This is a genomic window from Billgrantia lactosivorans (genome assembly GCF_003254665.1).
In the GTDB taxonomy this organism is placed as follows: domain Bacteria; phylum Pseudomonadota; class Gammaproteobacteria; order Pseudomonadales; family Halomonadaceae; genus Halomonas; species Halomonas lactosivorans.
Genome location: NZ_QHGY01000001.1, coordinates 267,614 through 281,423, shown reverse-complemented (window position 1 = coordinate 281,423; position 13,810 = coordinate 267,614). Strand labels below are relative to the sequence as shown.

The following is a 13,810-nucleotide window of genomic DNA, read 5'->3' as shown; positions in this document are numbered from 1 at the left end:
GGGGAAGGCATGAGCGTCGAACTCAACTATCAAGATACCGGCGGCGAAGGGCCACCGCTGATCGTGGTCCACGGCCTGCTGGGCAGCGCCGACAACTGGCGTTCCCACGTCAAGCAGTGGCAGGCCCGGCGTCGGGTGGTGGCGGTCGACCTGCGCAACCACGGCCGCTCTCCCCATGCCGAAGGCATGAGCTATCGCGAGATGGCCGGCGACCTGCTGGCCCTGATGGACCGCCTGCAGATCACGCGCGCGCACCTGCTCGGCCACTCAATGGGCGGCAAGATCGTGATCACGCTGGCACGGCTGGCGCCCGAGCGCGTGGTGTCGCTGATCGTGGCGGATATCGCGCCGCAGGCCTATGGGCACGGCCACGATGCCATTTTTGCCGGGCTCCGGCACCTCCAGCGGGGCAAGCCGACGAATCGGCGTGAAGCCGACGCACTGCTGTCGGAGCATGTCGAGGAGCGCGGCGTGCGGCTGTTCCTGGCCACCAACCTGGAGCGTGGCGATAACGGCGCGCTGAGGCTGCGAATAGGCCTCGACCAGATCGAGGCCGGCTATCGGGACATCATGCAGGCTCCGGCCGGGGAGGGTGCCTTCGAGGGTCCGACGCTGGTATTGCGGGGCGGGAAATCGCACTACGTGCCGGATTCGGCCCTTCCGAACCTGCGCGAGGTGCTGCCCAACGCGCGCCTGGTGACCCTCGAGGAGGCCGGCCACTGGCTGCATGCCGAGCAGCCCGAGGCGTTCCAGTCGGCGGTCGAGGAATTCCTGGACTCGCTGGCTGCCTGAGCGACATCGACAGCGAGTCTCAGGGCGCGGTCGTTCCCAGATCGATGGCGAGCCGCTCCAGCGGCGTCGCGGTCTCGATGACTCCCGCGTCAAGCAGGAACTGCTCGAAGCGCAGGTAGCGCCCGCGGTCCACCGCGGCAGGTTGCAGCGAGAGACGCGGGAGAAGGTCCGACCAGGTGTCCCGGCCGATGGGGTCAGCGAGCGCCGGTTCGGTCTTTTCCAGCAGCTGCCAGGCCTCCTGGGGATGATTGACGATCCACAGGGCCGCCTCCTCGAGGGCCGCTACCAGGCGGTGAACGGCATCACGCTTGCCGTTGAGCCGGTCACGATTGGCCAGCAGGATCAGACCGTCATGCGGCGGCAGCCCGAACGCCTCGCTCGGCAGCGTGCGGGTGATCACGCCCTCGTCGGCCAGCTGTCGTGGCAGCAGGTAGCGATGATGCACCAGCACGCCATCGATGCGCCCCTCGCGGATGGCATCGGCGGCGGAATAGCCCACCCCCTCGAGCTCCACCAGCTCCAGCCCCCTGGCCATGCCCAGCAGCTCCTTGAGCATGCTGGCCAGCACGACGTCACGCCCATCGCGATCGGTGACGCCGATGCGCAGTCCCTCGAGGGATATCTCGTCGCTCTCGTCCTGCGACGCCTGTTTCAGCACCAGGCCGGACAACGGGGCCGCGATCAGCGTGGCCACGCGAACCACCGGTACGCCCCTGGCGGCCAGCAGGTGCAGCTGAGGCTGACGCCCCAGCGCCAGGTCGGTGCGCCCCGCCGCCAGCAGTTTGGCAGGTACGCTGGGATCCGCCGGCACCACCAGCGACACATCCAGTCCGCGGCGCGCGAACATGCCTTTTTCACGTGCCACCAGCAGGGAGGCATGCTGGGCGTTGAGATACCAGTCGAGAGTGATGGTGAGACGGGTCATGGGCGGCGGCACGATGGGCACGGCAGGCTCGCTCACCACGCTGGGGACCTCCGCGGCCGGCTCGGCTCGAGGCGGCCGCTCGGATGACGGCGCGCTCGGCAGCATTCCCTCGAGGACGCCAGGCCCCTCGACCGCCGGCGGCACCTCGATAACGGCCGTGGTTTCGCCTGGCGCCGCGCTCTCGGCGGCCAGCAGCGGGGGAGGTACCTCGACGCGAGTGTCGAGCTGCAGCTGCTTGGGCACCGGGAGGGGCACGCTCTTGCTCTCGCCTTCGGCAAGCAGCGCGATGGGCAGCGACAGGGACAGCACTGCGATCGCTCCAGCCAGGGCGCGAGCCAAGTTGCTGCGGCGGGGCTTGGCCATGGATGGGAGATCTCCAGGCAATACGTAAGTTTCGGTAAGCAGGTAGTTTATCGTTGTCATGCCGAGCATGGCTAGCCGAGTCGCCGCCTGCTCCCCCCGGGCACTCGTGGCATAATGGCGCCATTCCAGCTCGAGGTCATGCATGGACACCATCAATACCCTATTCCTGCTTTCCGGCTTCCTGATCGCCCTGAGCGTCGTGGCCAGCCGCATTTCCTCCATGGTGGGGCTGCCACTGCTGCTGATCTTCCTGGGCCTGGGCATGCTGGCCGGCGAAGAGGGGATACTCGGTATCCAGTTCGACGACTATTCGCTGGCATTCCTGATCGGCCACCTCGCACTGGCCATGATCCTGCTCGACGGCGGGCTTCGCACCCGCCTCAAGACCTTTCGGGTCGGCTTCAAGCCCGCGCTGTCGCTGGCCACCCTGGGGGTGTTCGTTACCAGCGGACTGGTGGGCCTGTTCGCCGTGTGGGTCTTCGACCTCACCCTGGTGCAGGGGCTGCTGGTGGGTGCCATCGTCGGCTCGACGGATGCGGCGGCGGTCTTCTCCATGCTCAGCGGCCGAGGGGTGCATCTCAACGAGCGCGTCAGTGCCACGCTGGAGATCGAGTCCGGCACCAACGACCCCATGGCCATCTTCCTCACCCTGCTGCTGGTCGAGCTGCTGGTAGGAGACATTCGTGGCCCGCTCGAGACGCTGACGTTCATGCTGCTGCAGTTCGGCCTCGCCACGCTGATCGGCCTGGGAGGCGGCTGGCTGAGCGCCAAGCTGCTGCGCTGGCTCGACCTCGCCCCCGGGCTCTATTCGCTGCTCGCGCTGGGCCTCGGCTTCTGCGTCTTCGGCGCCACCAGCTTCCTCGGCGGGAGCGGCTTCCTGGCGATCTACCTGACCGGCCTGATGATCGGCAACCAGCCGGGCCGACACCTCAACTTCATCCTCCCCGTGCACGACGGCCTGGCCTGGCTGAGCCAGATCGGCCTGTTCCTGATCCTGGGCCTGCTGGTCAACCCCTCCGGGCTGCTCGAGTTTGCCCTGCCGGCCTCGCTGGTGGCGTTGGCCCTGATCTTCGTTGCCCGGCCGGTGGCGGTGCTGCTCACGGTGAAACCCTTCTTCCGCTTTCGCTGGCGAGAGATCGGTTTCATCTCGTGGGTGGGCCTGCGCGGGGCGGTCCCCATCGTGCTCGCCATCTTCCCGGTCATCGGCGGGGTGGAGAACGCCGCGCTCTATTTCAACGTCGCGTTCGCCGTGGTACTGCTGTCGCTGCTGATCCAGGGTGGCACCTTGCCGCTGATGGCCCGCTGGACGAAGGTGGAGGTTCCGCTGGGAGTCACCCCGGATCACCGTGGGCCGCTGGGCATCCTTCCTGAGAACGATTACGAGATGTTCGTCTACAAGGTGGACAACCAGGACCTCGACGACGTGCCCATTCGCCTGCTGCGATTTCCCTCCGGTGCGGTGATCTCGGCGCTCTTCCGCGAGCATGCCATGCTGCATCCCAAGGGCAGCACCCGGCTCAAGCCCGGCGATGTCATCTGCGTCATCGGCCGCAGCGAGGACCTGCCGGCCCTCAACCGGCTCTTCAGCGGCGATGCCAAGCTCAAGCGCGAACGCGCCTTCTTCGGTACATTCACCTTCGACGGCGATGCCTTGATGAGGGACATCGCCGGGGTCTACGGCCTGACGCTGAGCCCGGGCGAGGGTGAAATGACCCTCGCCGAGTTCGTCTCGCTGCGAGTTGGCGGCCATCCCGTGGTGGGTGACGACATCGACTGGCACGGCATCCACTGGGTCATCAGCGAGATGGACGGCAATCGCGTGACCCGGGTCGGTCTGCGCCTGTACTAGCCACGGTGATGCCCGGTCAGGGCGTCGCAACGCCGAGTATCGTGACGTTCTACCCTGTCAGGGCGGGTAACGGTGCCGGCCGCCTCGCTTGCCGCTGTCGTGGGGGCCAGCTATCTTCCCCGGTACCATCACGTTCAACAGGATCTGACGGAGGTAGTCATGACGCGAGGACTCGGGGGTGCTCACCGGCCTCAGGAGTACCAGAGCATGGCCGATGTCACCAGGACAGTGGGTGAGGTCGAGCCAGCTTGATTGCCTGCCTCGACCGAGTGCAGAAATCCACGGCAAGGAGAGCCACATGTTAAAGTTCCTGGCGAGTACCGTCGGTATCATCTTCCTCATCGGACTGGCCGTGGTGATCGGCCTGCTGATGCTCATCTTCTGAAAAAAGCCTTCTTCAAGGTCGGGGCGGCGGCGCTGCCCCGTCTCGATAGCCAACCTGACTTCGCAAGAACCGGCCTCCTTTCGCTACTATCGGAGTATGGTAGCGAAAGAGTGGACGGGAGCTTGCGATGGTGTTCTCGGCTCGACAGTGGCTCGCCCTGCTGGCAGGCCAGGTGATCGGCACCTTTCTGTTCATGATCCTGCGCTGGCCGCCGAGTGCCGACCATGACATCTTCCTGGCCTTCGGCGGCATGCTGATACCGACGCTGCTTGCCTTCGTCGGCGCCCTGGTGGGGCGCATACACAGCCGGCAGGGGGCGAGCGTGGGCATGCTGGTCGGCTACGTGGTCTTCTTCGCACCGGCCAGCGTCGTGATGCTGGGGCAGTGACCCCCGAGCCTGCAACGAGCTGCGCCCGGCCATGGCCGGGCGCAGCGGGCGGAAGCGAGCGAGATCAGCCGCTGATGGCGAAGCTGCCCGCGTTGATCCACAGGTGAGCGGCGACGCTGGCGGCGTAGCCGAGAGCGATCACAGGCGCCCAGCGCAGGTGGCCGAGGAAGGTATAGCTGCCGCGTGCCTGGCCCATCAGGGCGACGCCGGCAGCAGAGCCGATCGACAGCAGGCTGCCGCCGACACCGGCCGTCAGCGTGATCAGCAGCCAGTGACCGTGCGACATGTCGGGCTCCATGGTGAGTACGGCGAACATCACCGGGATGTTGTCGACGACCGCGGATACCACCCCCAGCACGATGTTGGCCCATGTCGCGTCCCAGCCGGCATAGAGCGACTCGGAAAGCATGCCGAGGTAGCCCAGGAAGCCCAGGCCGCCGACGGCCACCACCACGCCGTAGAAGAACAGCAGGGTATCCCATTCCGCCCGCGCCACGCGGTTGAAGACGTCGAAGGGCACCACGCTGCCCAGTTGGCGCAGCTTGCGTTCGTCACCGCGGCGGGTGTAGCGAATGCGCTTCTTCTCCAGCGAGCGCGGCAGGGTCATGCGCAGGAAGTAGCCGAAGAACTGCAGGTAGCCCAGGCCGGTCATCATGCCCAGCACCGGCGGCAGGTGAAGCAGGGTATGGCAGGCCACGGCGGTCGTGATGGTCAGCAGGAACAGTAGGATGATGCGCCGCGCACCGCGCTTTAGCCAGACGTCCTCGTAGACCCCTTCCGGCTTGCGGTTATTGATGAAGAAGGTCATCAGCACGGCCGGAATGAGGTAGTTCACCAGCGACGGCACCAGCAGGGTGAAGAACTCGTAGAACTGCACGATGCCCGCCTGCCATACCATCAGCGTGGTGATATCGCCGAAGGGGCTGAAGGCGCCGCCGGCATTGGCGGCCACGACGATATTGATGCAGGCCAGGTTGATGAAGCGCTTGTCGCCTTCCGCCACCTTGGTGACGACGGCGCACATCAGCATCGCCGTCGTCAGGTTGTCGGCGATGGGGGAGATCACGAAGGCGAGGGTGCCCGTCAGCCAGAACAGTTGCTTGTAGCTGAATCCCTTGCGGATCATCCACGAGCGCAAGGCATCGAAGACGCGGCGCTCGTCCATGGCGTTGATGTAGGTCATCGCCACCAGCAGGAACAGCATCAGCTCGGCGAATTCGAGCAAGGTCTCGCGAAACGCGTGCTCGGCTTCGTCGGGCATGCCAGACTGCACGTAGACCCAGCCGATCATGACCCAGATCAGGCCGGCCGCCACCAGCACCGGCTTGGACTTGCGCATGTGGAGTTTCTCCTCGCCCATGACCAGCGCATAGGCGAGAACGAAGATGACAACGGCCAGGTAGCCGACGGTCGAGTCGGTCAGGTCGAGGCTGCCGGTCACCGCCAGGGCGGCGGGACTGAAAAGCAGCAGGCTGAATACGAGCAATAGGAAACTCGGCCAACGGAAGGACTTCCGTAGCCTGGGTTGTGAACAGCAGCCGGTTGGCATGAGATGGTAATCCTGTGTGGTAAGGGTTTCAGGGAGAGGTGAGAAAAACGCCTGAATTTTACCATGCCCTGTTGCGGTGCAACAGTTCGCCAGAAGGGGTATAAGCGGCTTGCGGGTAGACTTTAGTCAATAAAAAACCCCTGACGGGTCAGGGGTTTCTGGAAAAGTGCGAGTGGCGGAGGGACAGGGATTCGAACCCTGGAAGGGCGTTAACCCTTGCCGGTTTTCAAGACCGGTGCATTCAACCGCTCTGCCATCCCTCCGGCTCACGGGGGCGAATATTACCAGTTACGCTCATGAGGTCAAGTGGGTTTCGCCAAGCGCAGCCGAGGAGCGAGGATAGATGGCAAGCCACGAGCGAGCGATCCCGACGCCCATCCCGGCCGTGGCGGCAGCCGTGGTGCATCGACACAGCGTGTTGATGGTACGTCGCCGACATGCGCCCAATGCGGGGTTGCTCGCGCTGCCGGGAGGCCGGGTCGAGCCGGGGGAGACCCTGTTCGAGGCCGCCGAACGCGAACTGCGCGAGGAGACCGGCATCGTTGCCGAGGCACAGCGTGTTCACACCGCCATCGATCAATTGGAGTATGATGACAAAGGTGGCCTGCTCAGCCATTTCATCATCGTCGTGGTGATCTGCCGCTGGGCGCGGGGCGACGCGGTCGCGGCAGACGACGCGGGCGAGGTCCACTGGCTGGACGCGTCACGGGTGAGGAGCGAGCCGGGCCTGTGCACCAGCGCGCGTCAGGTCGCGAGCGAGCTGCTGCCACTCGAGAACCTCCGATGAAGAGGCGTTGAGGCTTGCAGAACTAAGGACTTGCGTCGGGAACCAAGCGACGGCATCCTTGGTCCACTGCAGAGATCAACCAAGATCAATCACAGGGAGCTCTGGATCAAAATGGCCTATCACGACACACACGTGGCCCAGCCTACGTCACAGGTGGTCAGCGCCAGCAAGGTGCTGCGCAACACCTATGCGCTACTGGCAATGACACTGCTGTTCTCCGCCGTCACCGCGGGTGCCGCCATGGCCATGGGCGTCGAGCGGATGAACATCCTGGTGTTCTTCATCGGCGCTTACGGGCTGATGTTCCTGGTCCACAAGACCGCCAACTCGGCTGCCGGCCTGCTGGCGACGTTCGCCTTCACCGGCTTCATGGGCTTCACCCTCGGCCCGATCCTCAGCGCCTACCTGGCCCTGCCCAACGGCCCCGCACTGATCATGAACGCCCTGGCCATGACCGCGCTGACCTTCCTCGGTCTCTCCGCGGTGGCGCTGGTCTCCAAGAAGGACTTCAGCTTCCTGGGCAACTTCCTGATGGCGGGAGCCATCGTGCTGATCCTGGCCATGGTCGCGGGCCTGGTCTTCCAGATCCCCACCCTGATGCTGATGGTATCGGCAGGCTTCGTGCTGTTCTCCTCGGCCGCCATCCTCTATCAGACCAGCGAGATCGTGCATCGCGCCGGCGAGACCAACTACATCCTCGCCACCATCACCCTGTACGTCTCGATCTACAACCTCTTCGTCAGCCTGCTGTCGCTGCTCGGCATCATGAGCAACGACTGAAGCCGACCAGGACAGGCACTCCAGGCCCCGCCGATGCGGGGCCTGCGCGTTTGAGAGGCAGGAACCGTCATGCGTTATGGTCTACTCGTCGAGGGCGCTCCCTACAGCAGCCAGGCGGCCCATTCCGCGCTGCGCTTCGCCACGGCGCTGGTCGCCCGCGGGCACCGGCTGGAGAGCGTCTTCTTCTATCACGATGGGGTCTACAACGCGGCTCGCCTTGCGGCACCACCCCAGGACGAACCGCACCTCTACGATGCCTGGTGCTCGCTCCACGCCGAGCACGGCACTCAACTGCAGGTCTGCATCGCCGCCGCCCTGCGGCGGGGGCTGCTCGACCCACGGGAAGCCGACCGTCATGGCAAGTCGGGCCACAGCGTCGAGTCGCCTTTCGAGCTGACCGGGCTCGGCCAGCTGGTCGACCTGGGGCAGGCGGTGGACCGCCTGGTGACCTTCGCCCCGTAGGAGGGAAAACGCCATGCCGACACACGCTCCCGCCACCGGTGACCTGCTGGTCATCCTGCGTCATGCACCGCATGGCAGCAGCTGGCTGCGCGAAGGTCTCGATGCGGCACTGGTCGCTGCTGCGTTCGGTCAGGCGGTGACGCTGCTGTTCCAGGGCGACGGCGTGCTGTCGCTGGTCGAGGGGCAGGGGCCAGGCCCGCTGGGACAGAAGGGGACCGCGGCCACCCTCGACATGCTGGCCATGTACGATATCGAGTCGCTCTTCTACGACCAGGTGGCGCTGGCCGGCTTCGGGTTCGCTCCGCAGCAGCTGCAGCTTCCCGCCACCGGGGTCGAGGCCGGTGCGATTGCCCCCCTGATTGCCGGGCACCGGCTGGTCCTGACATTCTGAAAGGCCCTGGCGCCGATGCGAGGACGCTCATGATCCTGCATATACTCAACAGACCGCCCAGCTCGAGCCTGGTCTATCGCGATGCGCTCGCTGCCATGGGAGAGGACGATCGGCTGCTGCTGATCGAGGATGGCGTACTGGGCGCCTTGACCGCTCAGATTCGCCACTTCCAGACGATCGAGGGACGCCTCTTCGCGCTGCGCGAGGACCTCGGTGCCAGGGGACTGGAGGGTCAGTGCGATGCCAGCGTGCAGGTTGTCGACGTGGACGGCTTCGTCACCCTGAGCGAAGAGGCCGACAAGACGGTGAGCTGGTTCTGATGGCTTCCAGCGAGATCGATCGCTACCTGAGCGTCGGCGATGCCCGGGTCGCACTCGACCCCGAGGGGTATCTCATCGACCTGTCGCAATGGACGCCGGCCGTGGCCGAAGCGCTTGCAGTGGAAGATGGGCGCCAGCTGACGGCGGAGCACTGGGAGGTGATCGAAGTGATACGCGACTTCTACGCACGCTACGGGGCATCGCCGGCGATGCGCCCGCTGGTCAAGGCGGTGGGCCAGGCGCTGGGGCCGGAGAAGGGCCGCTCACTGCATCTCATGAAGCTGTTTCCCGACAGTCCCGCCAAGGTCGCGGCGCGCCTCGCCGGGCTGCCCAAGCCCGCCAACTGCCTGTGACGGCGTGACATGAACTTCCTTGCCCATGCCTGGCTTGCCCGTGGCGGTAGCGACGACTTCCTCTACGGCAACCTGATTGCCGATGGGGTCAAGGGCAGCGATCTCTCGGCCTGGCCGGAGGAGGTCGCCAGCGGCATCCGGCACCATCGCCGGGTCGATGCCTTCGTCGATGCGCACCCGTCGGTGCTGGCGGCGCGCAGGCGCGCTCCCGACGAGTATCGCCGCTATGCCGGAATCGCCCTCGACCTGGTGTGGGATCACTTCGTGGCGCGAGAGCTCGCGCTGGATCGACTGCCGTCTCGACTGGTCATGCGCAGCTACCGGGTACTGAGCCACCGACCCGCGCCGGACCGCCTGGAACGCATGATCCCGGCCCTGGTGGCCCAGGACTGGCTTCACCGCTACGCCGATTTCGCCTTTACCTGCGATGCGGTGCGCGGCATCGGCCAGCGCCTCTCGGGGCCGAATCGCCTGGCGGCGCTGGTCCCCTGGCTGGAAGAGGACTATGACGGTCTCGAGCGCGATTTCCGGCGACTCTGGCCGGCGGTCGCCGGCGCGCTGGAAGTGGCGCCCGGGGCTCCCTGAGCCTGCCGTTCAGTCTCCCCTCAGCCACAGGCACTCGATGGCATCGCCTTCCTTGACGTGCGCATTGGCCGGGATCAACGCCAGTGCATCGGCCCCCACGCAGGAGGAGAGCACACCGGACCCCTGGTCGGCGAAGGCGTGGGCCCTGATGCCGCTCCGCGCCAGGGTCAAGGTGACGCGCATGTAGTGCCGCCTCGGTCCGGTGCGGGTGGCGAAGGCGGCGCGTGCCGGCAGCGTCGGCAGGCCGGCGAGATCCGGGCAGGCGAGCAGGGCGCCCATCAGCGGACGCAGGAAGAGCCAGGCGGCAACGAAACTGGAGACGGGATTGCCGGGCAGGCCGACGAAACGCACCTCGCGATCGTCGCTGGCGAAAAGCCTGCCCAGCGCCAGCGGCTTGCCGGGCTTGAGCGCCAGGCGCCACAGGTCGAGCCGGCCGATCGCCTCGATGGCGGCCTTGACGTGGTCCTCCTCGCCGACGCTGACGCCGCCGGTGGTCACCACCACGTCGGCCTGCTCCGCCGCCAGCGCCAGCATGGCCCGGGTGCCGTCGGCGTCGTCGGGCATCGCGGCGATGAAGGAGACCTCGGCGCCGAACCTCTCCAGCAGGTCCCGCAGCATGGGACGGTTGCTGTTGTAGATCTGGCCGGCGGCCAGCGGCTGGCCCGGTTCGACGATCTCGTCACCGCTGCTGAGCAGGGCGACACGCGGCCGGCGACGCACCGACACCTCGACGATGCCCTGGCTCGCCAGGTGCCCCAGCGCCGCGCTGTCCAGGCGCTGGCCGCGCTCGAGCAGCACGCTGCCGGCGCTGACGTCGCCACCGCGGTGGCGCACGTTGTTGTCGGCCGGCACCGGCGCCGGGATGTACGCCTCGTCTCCGTCGACGGTGACCTTCTCCTGCATCACCACGCAATCGGCGCCCGGCGGCAGCGGGGCGCCGGTGAAGATACGCGCGCACGCGCCACGCTCGAGCGGCCGTGGCTCGCTGCCCGCGGCGATGCGCTGGCGGACCGGCAGGTGCCTGCCGGCATCCTCGTGATGCAGCGCATAGCCGTCCATGGCGCTGTTGTCGAACGGCGGCACGTCGAGCCGGGCGATGACCTCGGCGGCCAGCACGCGGCGGCCGGCCGCCTCGCAGGCGACGGTTTCGGCGTCGACCGGTTCGACGCCCCCGAGCAGGGCGGCGAGTGCCGCCTCGACGGATTGCAGCTCAGACATGCTGGCCTCGCCCGGGAATGACCAGGTTGGCGAAATTGCACGGCTTGTGGCGGCTGTCGAGCTGCTCGGCGAGCAGGCCGTCCCAGGCCGTGCGACAGGCACCGCTCGACCCCGGCAGGCAGAACACCACGGTGGCGTTGGCCAGGCCGCCCAGGCAGCGGCTCTGGATGGTCGAGCTGCCGACCTCCTGCCAGGAGAGCTGACGGAACTGCTCACCGAAGCCCTCGATGCGCTTGTCCAGCAGCACGGAGACGGCCTCGGGCGTGGAATCCCGCCCCGTGAAGCCGGTGCCGCCGGTGGTCAGGATCACCTGGATGTCGGGGTCGGCGATCCATTCGGCTACCACGGCGCGGATCCGATAGACGTCGTCGATGACGATGCGCCGCTCGGCCAGGCGATGGCCGGCCTCGCCGAGTCGCTCGGCGAGCAGGGCGCCGCTGCGGTCGCTGCTGAAGTCGCGCGTGTCGGAGATGGTCAGCACCGCGATGCTGAGCGGAATCATCGCCTCGCTCATGAACGCGACTCCCGCTTGCGGGCCTGCCGCGCCTCGAAGGCGGCCTGCTGCTCCGGCGTGGCTTCCCGCTGGTAGCGGGCCTTCCACTCCTGGTAGGGCATGCCGTAGACGTACTCCCGGGCGCTCTCGTAGTCGAGCTCGGCGCCCTGTTCGTCGGCGGCGGCCACCAGCCACTTGGATAGACAGTTGCGACAGAAGTCGGCAAGGATCATCAGCTCGATGTTCTGCACGTCCTTGTTGGCGTCCAGGTGGCGAAGCAGTCGGCGAAAGGCGGCGGCCTCGAGCTGGGTGCGAGTGGCGTCGTCGAGATGCTGCATGACGTTGGCTCCTGGTTGAGTCGCCTCAGGATAACAAAGGCCGGCGTGGCTGTGGCATTCAGGCGCTGTCGCCGGGGGTGCATACCGAGAGCACCACGGCGTCGTCGTCGCCCAGCGAGACCAGCGCGTGGCCCATGTCGCTGTCGAAGTAGATGCTGTCGCCTCGCGACAGCTGCAGCGGCTCGTAGAACTCGGTGTAGAGGCGGACCTCGCCCTCCAGCACCATCAGGAACTCCTCGCCGTCGTGGCGCACCCACTCGCTGAACTCGTCGAAGCTGCGCGCCCTGACGATGGTCTTGAAGGGGATCATGCGCTTCTGGGCCAGCTCGCAGCTGAGCAGCTCGTGCTCGTAGGTCGGCGTCGGGTGGCGCTGGCCCTCGCCCTGGCGTGTCAGGTCGCGGCGCCCCATGGTGCGTGGCTGCACCCGGGGGGGCGTGAGCAACTGCGGCAGGTCGATGCCCAGGCCGTTGATCAGTTTCTGCACGGCGGTGAACGTCGGCGAGATCTGGTCGTTCTCGATCTTGGACAGGGTGGAGCGTGCCAGCCCGGTGCGTTGGCTGACGTCCTCCAGCGTCCACTGGTTGGCGAGGCGGATTTCCTTGAGCCGCTCGCCGAGGCGCAACGGTTCGACGAACGGTTTGCGCCCCGAGGCGATACGCAGCGCGGCCTGCTGGTCGGTGGTGGCGGACATGAATGGGTTCACTATAGGAAACAGAGTTTCCTGAAGCGTACCACAGAAGCGCCACCTGCATCGGCCGGGAGGCGCCGTCGCAATGCGTGTTCCCGACAGCAGCGGGAACTGCTCACGTCTCGAACGGCAAGCCCAGCAGGGCCTTGACGTGCGCCTCGGCGCTGCGCCCCAGGGAGTCCAGGTCGTAGCCACCCTCGAGCACCGAGACCAGGCGGCCGTCGGCATACAGCGCGGCGATATCCAGCGCCAGGCGGGTGATCCAGAAGTAGTCCTCGTCCTCCAGGCAGAGCTCCGCCAGGGGGTCGTCGCGATGGGCATCGAAGCCGGCCGAGACCAGCACCAGCTCGGGCTTGAAGGCGTGCAGCGCGGGCAGCCAGTCGTCCTCGATCGCGCGGCGGAAGGTGGCGCTGTCGGTGCCGGCCTCCAGCGGCGTGTTGATCACGTTCTGCCACTCGCTGCGCAGGTAGCGCCAGGGATAGAAGGGGAACTGGAAGCTGGTGCAGATCAGGACATCCGGGTCGTCCTTGAAGATATCGATGGTGCCGTTGCACTGGTGCACGTCGAAGTCGAGGATGGCGATACGGCGGGCCCCGTAGCGGGCGCGGGCATGTGCCGCGCCAACGGCGACGTTGTTGTAGAAGCAGAAGCCCATGGCATCGGTGGCTTCGGCATGATGGCCGGGGGGTCGCACGGCGCAGAAGACGTTGTCGGCCTGGCCGCGATAGACCTGGTCGACGCCCCGGATCACCGCGCCCGCCGCCACGCGAGCGGCATGCAGGCTGTCGGGATTCATCATGGTGTCGCTGTCGAGGGTGACGATGCCCGTCTCGGGCACGCACTTGTCGAGCGCACGCAGGTGGCGCAGCGGATGCACGCGGCCGAGCTCCTCCTCGCTGGCGGGGCGCGCCTCCGACTGCATGGTCTGCTGCAGCAGTCCGCTGAGCGCCAGGCGGGCGCGGATGGCCTCGAGGCGCAGGGGGCTTTCGGGGTGCTCCGGGCCCATATGGTGAAGGTCGCAGTCCGGGTGCGAGATGAACGCCGTGATCATATGGAACTCCAGAGTGACTGAAGTCACCTTAATGCGCGCGAGCCCTTGCACAACAGTGTCAATAAGTCGTACACAAGGTAGGCACATCCTGTC

18 protein-coding genes and 1 tRNA gene are annotated in these 13,810 nt (G+C 66.6%); 11 read left to right on the top strand and 8 right to left on the bottom strand.

Annotated elements, in window-relative coordinates:
- Nucleotides 1–9 precede the first annotated feature (9 nt).
- Nucleotides 10–792, top strand: coding sequence for an alpha/beta fold hydrolase (locus tag DIS04_RS01190; protein ID WP_111411895.1), 783 nt, complete (start codon nucleotides 10–12; stop codon nucleotides 790–792).
- A gap of 19 nt (nucleotides 793–811) precedes the next feature.
- On the opposite strand, the gene DIS04_RS01185 is transcribed toward DIS04_RS01190, so the two are convergent.
- Nucleotides 812–2,080: an ABC transporter substrate-binding protein gene (locus DIS04_RS01185; protein ID WP_162622999.1), complete on the bottom strand. Its 1,269-nt coding sequence runs from the start codon at nucleotides 2,078–2,080 to the stop codon at nucleotides 812–814.
- Between the two features lie 142 nt (nucleotides 2,081–2,222).
- On the opposite strand from DIS04_RS01185, the gene DIS04_RS01180 reads away from it, so the two are divergent.
- The 3 genes from DIS04_RS01180 (at nucleotide 2,223) to DIS04_RS01175 (ending at nucleotide 4,702) form a co-directional block, all read left to right on the top strand.
- Nucleotides 2,223–3,929: a potassium/proton antiporter gene (locus DIS04_RS01180; RefSeq protein WP_111411894.1), complete on the top strand. Its 1,707-nt coding sequence runs from the start codon at nucleotides 2,223–2,225 to the stop codon at nucleotides 3,927–3,929.
- A 214-nt stretch (nucleotides 3,930–4,143) separates the two neighbouring features.
- Nucleotides 4,144–4,314, top strand: coding sequence for a small membrane protein YohP (locus DIS04_RS20355; RefSeq protein ID WP_162622998.1), 171 nt, complete (start codon nucleotides 4,144–4,146; stop codon nucleotides 4,312–4,314).
- A gap of 127 nt (nucleotides 4,315–4,441) precedes the next feature.
- A complete protein-coding gene (locus tag DIS04_RS01175; RefSeq protein ID WP_111411893.1) occupies nucleotides 4,442–4,702 on the top strand; it encodes a hypothetical protein in 261 nt (86 codons plus the stop codon).
- Between the two features lie 64 nt (nucleotides 4,703–4,766).
- Here the strand turns inward: DIS04_RS01175 and nhaD are convergent, their stop codons facing one another.
- Nucleotides 4,767–6,251 (bottom strand): sodium:proton antiporter NhaD, encoded by a 1,485-nt coding sequence (gene nhaD / locus DIS04_RS01170; protein ID WP_111411892.1) that lies wholly within the window; start codon nucleotides 6,249–6,251, stop codon nucleotides 4,767–4,769.
- Nucleotides 6,252–6,424: 173 nt separating this feature from the next.
- A tRNA-Ser gene (locus DIS04_RS01165) sits at nucleotides 6,425–6,514 on the bottom strand.
- 80 nt (nucleotides 6,515–6,594) lie between these two features.
- Here DIS04_RS01165 and DIS04_RS01160 point away from each other — a divergent pair.
- The 7 genes from DIS04_RS01160 to DIS04_RS01130 all read left to right on the top strand — a co-directional run bounded on the left by DIS04_RS01160 (nucleotide 6,595) and on the right by DIS04_RS01130 (nucleotide 9,929).
- Entirely contained in the window at nucleotides 6,595–7,038 is a 444-nt protein-coding gene (locus DIS04_RS01160) for an NUDIX hydrolase (RefSeq protein ID WP_111411891.1), read from the top strand.
- Nucleotides 7,039–7,149: 111 nt separating this feature from the next.
- On the top strand, nucleotides 7,150–7,818 hold the full coding sequence (locus DIS04_RS01155; RefSeq protein ID WP_111411890.1) for a Bax inhibitor-1/YccA family protein: 669 nt from the start codon (nucleotides 7,150–7,152) through the stop codon (nucleotides 7,816–7,818).
- A 69-nt stretch (nucleotides 7,819–7,887) separates the two neighbouring features.
- Nucleotides 7,888–8,280 carry a sulfurtransferase complex subunit TusD gene (gene tusD / locus DIS04_RS01150; RefSeq protein ID WP_111411889.1) on the top strand — a complete coding sequence of 131 codons (393 nt, stop codon included), beginning with the start codon at nucleotides 7,888–7,890 and terminating at the stop codon, nucleotides 8,278–8,280.
- A 13-nt stretch (nucleotides 8,281–8,293) separates the two neighbouring features.
- Nucleotides 8,294–8,671 (top strand): sulfurtransferase complex subunit TusC, encoded by a 378-nt coding sequence (gene tusC / locus DIS04_RS01145; RefSeq protein WP_111411888.1) that lies wholly within the window; start codon nucleotides 8,294–8,296, stop codon nucleotides 8,669–8,671.
- A gap of 29 nt (nucleotides 8,672–8,700) precedes the next feature.
- Entirely contained in the window at nucleotides 8,701–8,991 is a 291-nt protein-coding gene (gene tusB, locus DIS04_RS01140; protein ID WP_111411887.1) for a sulfurtransferase complex subunit TusB, read from the top strand.
- The gene (locus DIS04_RS01135; RefSeq protein ID WP_111411886.1) at nucleotides 8,991–9,344 is read left to right on the top strand and encodes a TusE/DsrC/DsvC family sulfur relay protein; all 354 of its coding nucleotides are present in this window, start codon (nucleotides 8,991–8,993) and stop codon (nucleotides 9,342–9,344) included. The genes tusB and DIS04_RS01135 overlap by 1 nt, the downstream gene beginning before the upstream one ends.
- Before the next feature lie 9 nt (nucleotides 9,345–9,353).
- Entirely contained in the window at nucleotides 9,354–9,929 is a 576-nt protein-coding gene (locus DIS04_RS01130; protein WP_111411885.1) for an acyl carrier protein phosphodiesterase, read from the top strand.
- Nucleotides 9,930–9,938: 9 nt separating this feature from the next.
- Here DIS04_RS01130 and DIS04_RS01125 read toward each other — a convergent pair whose 3' ends face one another.
- The 5 genes from DIS04_RS01125 to DIS04_RS01105 form a co-directional block, all read right to left on the bottom strand.
- Nucleotides 9,939–11,147, bottom strand: coding sequence for a molybdopterin molybdotransferase MoeA (locus DIS04_RS01125; protein ID WP_111411884.1), 1,209 nt, complete (start codon nucleotides 11,145–11,147; stop codon nucleotides 9,939–9,941).
- Entirely contained in the window at nucleotides 11,140–11,661 is a 522-nt protein-coding gene (gene moaB, locus DIS04_RS01120; RefSeq protein ID WP_111411883.1) for a molybdenum cofactor biosynthesis protein B, read from the bottom strand. The genes DIS04_RS01125 and moaB overlap by 8 nt, the downstream gene beginning before the upstream one ends.
- Nucleotides 11,658–11,978 carry a DUF1244 domain-containing protein gene (locus tag DIS04_RS01115; protein ID WP_111411882.1) on the bottom strand — a complete coding sequence of 107 codons (321 nt, stop codon included), beginning with the start codon at nucleotides 11,976–11,978 and terminating at the stop codon, nucleotides 11,658–11,660. The genes moaB and DIS04_RS01115 overlap by 4 nt, the downstream gene beginning before the upstream one ends.
- Nucleotides 11,979–12,036: 58 nt before the next feature.
- Nucleotides 12,037–12,669 (bottom strand): helix-turn-helix domain-containing protein, encoded by a 633-nt coding sequence (locus DIS04_RS01110; RefSeq protein ID WP_111411881.1) that lies wholly within the window; start codon nucleotides 12,667–12,669, stop codon nucleotides 12,037–12,039.
- A 112-nt stretch (nucleotides 12,670–12,781) separates the two neighbouring features.
- Entirely contained in the window at nucleotides 12,782–13,717 is a 936-nt protein-coding gene (locus tag DIS04_RS01105) for a histone deacetylase family protein (RefSeq protein ID WP_111411880.1), read from the bottom strand.
- Nucleotides 13,718–13,810 lie beyond the last annotated feature (93 nt).

Coding starts and splice junctions, on each gene's coding strand:
- DIS04_RS01185 (WP_162622999.1), bottom strand. CDS start 2,080: ATGGCCAAGCCCCGCCGCAGCAACTTGGCTCGCGCCCTGGCTGGAGCG.
- DIS04_RS01180 (WP_111411894.1), top strand. CDS start 2,223: ATGGACACCATCAATACCCTATTCCTGCTTTCCGGCTTCCTGATCGCC.
- DIS04_RS01160 (WP_111411891.1), top strand. CDS start 6,595: ATGGCAAGCCACGAGCGAGCGATCCCGACGCCCATCCCGGCCGTGGCG.
- tusC (WP_111411888.1), top strand. CDS start 8,294: ATGCCGACACACGCTCCCGCCACCGGTGACCTGCTGGTCATCCTGCGT.
- DIS04_RS01115 (WP_111411882.1), bottom strand. CDS start 11,978: ATGCAGCATCTCGACGACGCCACTCGCACCCAGCTCGAGGCCGCCGCC.
- DIS04_RS01155 (WP_111411890.1), top strand. CDS start 7,150: ATGGCCTATCACGACACACACGTGGCCCAGCCTACGTCACAGGTGGTC.
- DIS04_RS01190 (WP_111411895.1), top strand. CDS start 10: ATGAGCGTCGAACTCAACTATCAAGATACCGGCGGCGAAGGGCCACCG.
- DIS04_RS01125 (WP_111411884.1), bottom strand. CDS start 11,147: ATGTCTGAGCTGCAATCCGTCGAGGCGGCACTCGCCGCCCTGCTCGGG.
- DIS04_RS01135 (WP_111411886.1), top strand. CDS start 8,991: ATGGCTTCCAGCGAGATCGATCGCTACCTGAGCGTCGGCGATGCCCGG.
- nhaD (WP_111411892.1), bottom strand. CDS start 6,251: ATGCCAACCGGCTGCTGTTCACAACCCAGGCTACGGAAGTCCTTCCGT.
- tusB (WP_111411887.1), top strand. CDS start 8,701: ATGATCCTGCATATACTCAACAGACCGCCCAGCTCGAGCCTGGTCTAT.
- DIS04_RS01175 (WP_111411893.1), top strand. CDS start 4,442: ATGGTGTTCTCGGCTCGACAGTGGCTCGCCCTGCTGGCAGGCCAGGTG.
- DIS04_RS01110 (WP_111411881.1), bottom strand. CDS start 12,669: ATGTCCGCCACCACCGACCAGCAGGCCGCGCTGCGTATCGCCTCGGGG.
- moaB (WP_111411883.1), bottom strand. CDS start 11,661: ATGAGCGAGGCGATGATTCCGCTCAGCATCGCGGTGCTGACCATCTCC.
- DIS04_RS20355 (WP_162622998.1), top strand. CDS start 4,144: ATGTCACCAGGACAGTGGGTGAGGTCGAGCCAGCTTGATTGCCTGCCT.
- DIS04_RS01105 (WP_111411880.1), bottom strand. CDS start 13,717: ATGATCACGGCGTTCATCTCGCACCCGGACTGCGACCTTCACCATATG.
- tusD (WP_111411889.1), top strand. CDS start 7,888: ATGCGTTATGGTCTACTCGTCGAGGGCGCTCCCTACAGCAGCCAGGCG.
- DIS04_RS01130 (WP_111411885.1), top strand. CDS start 9,354: ATGAACTTCCTTGCCCATGCCTGGCTTGCCCGTGGCGGTAGCGACGAC.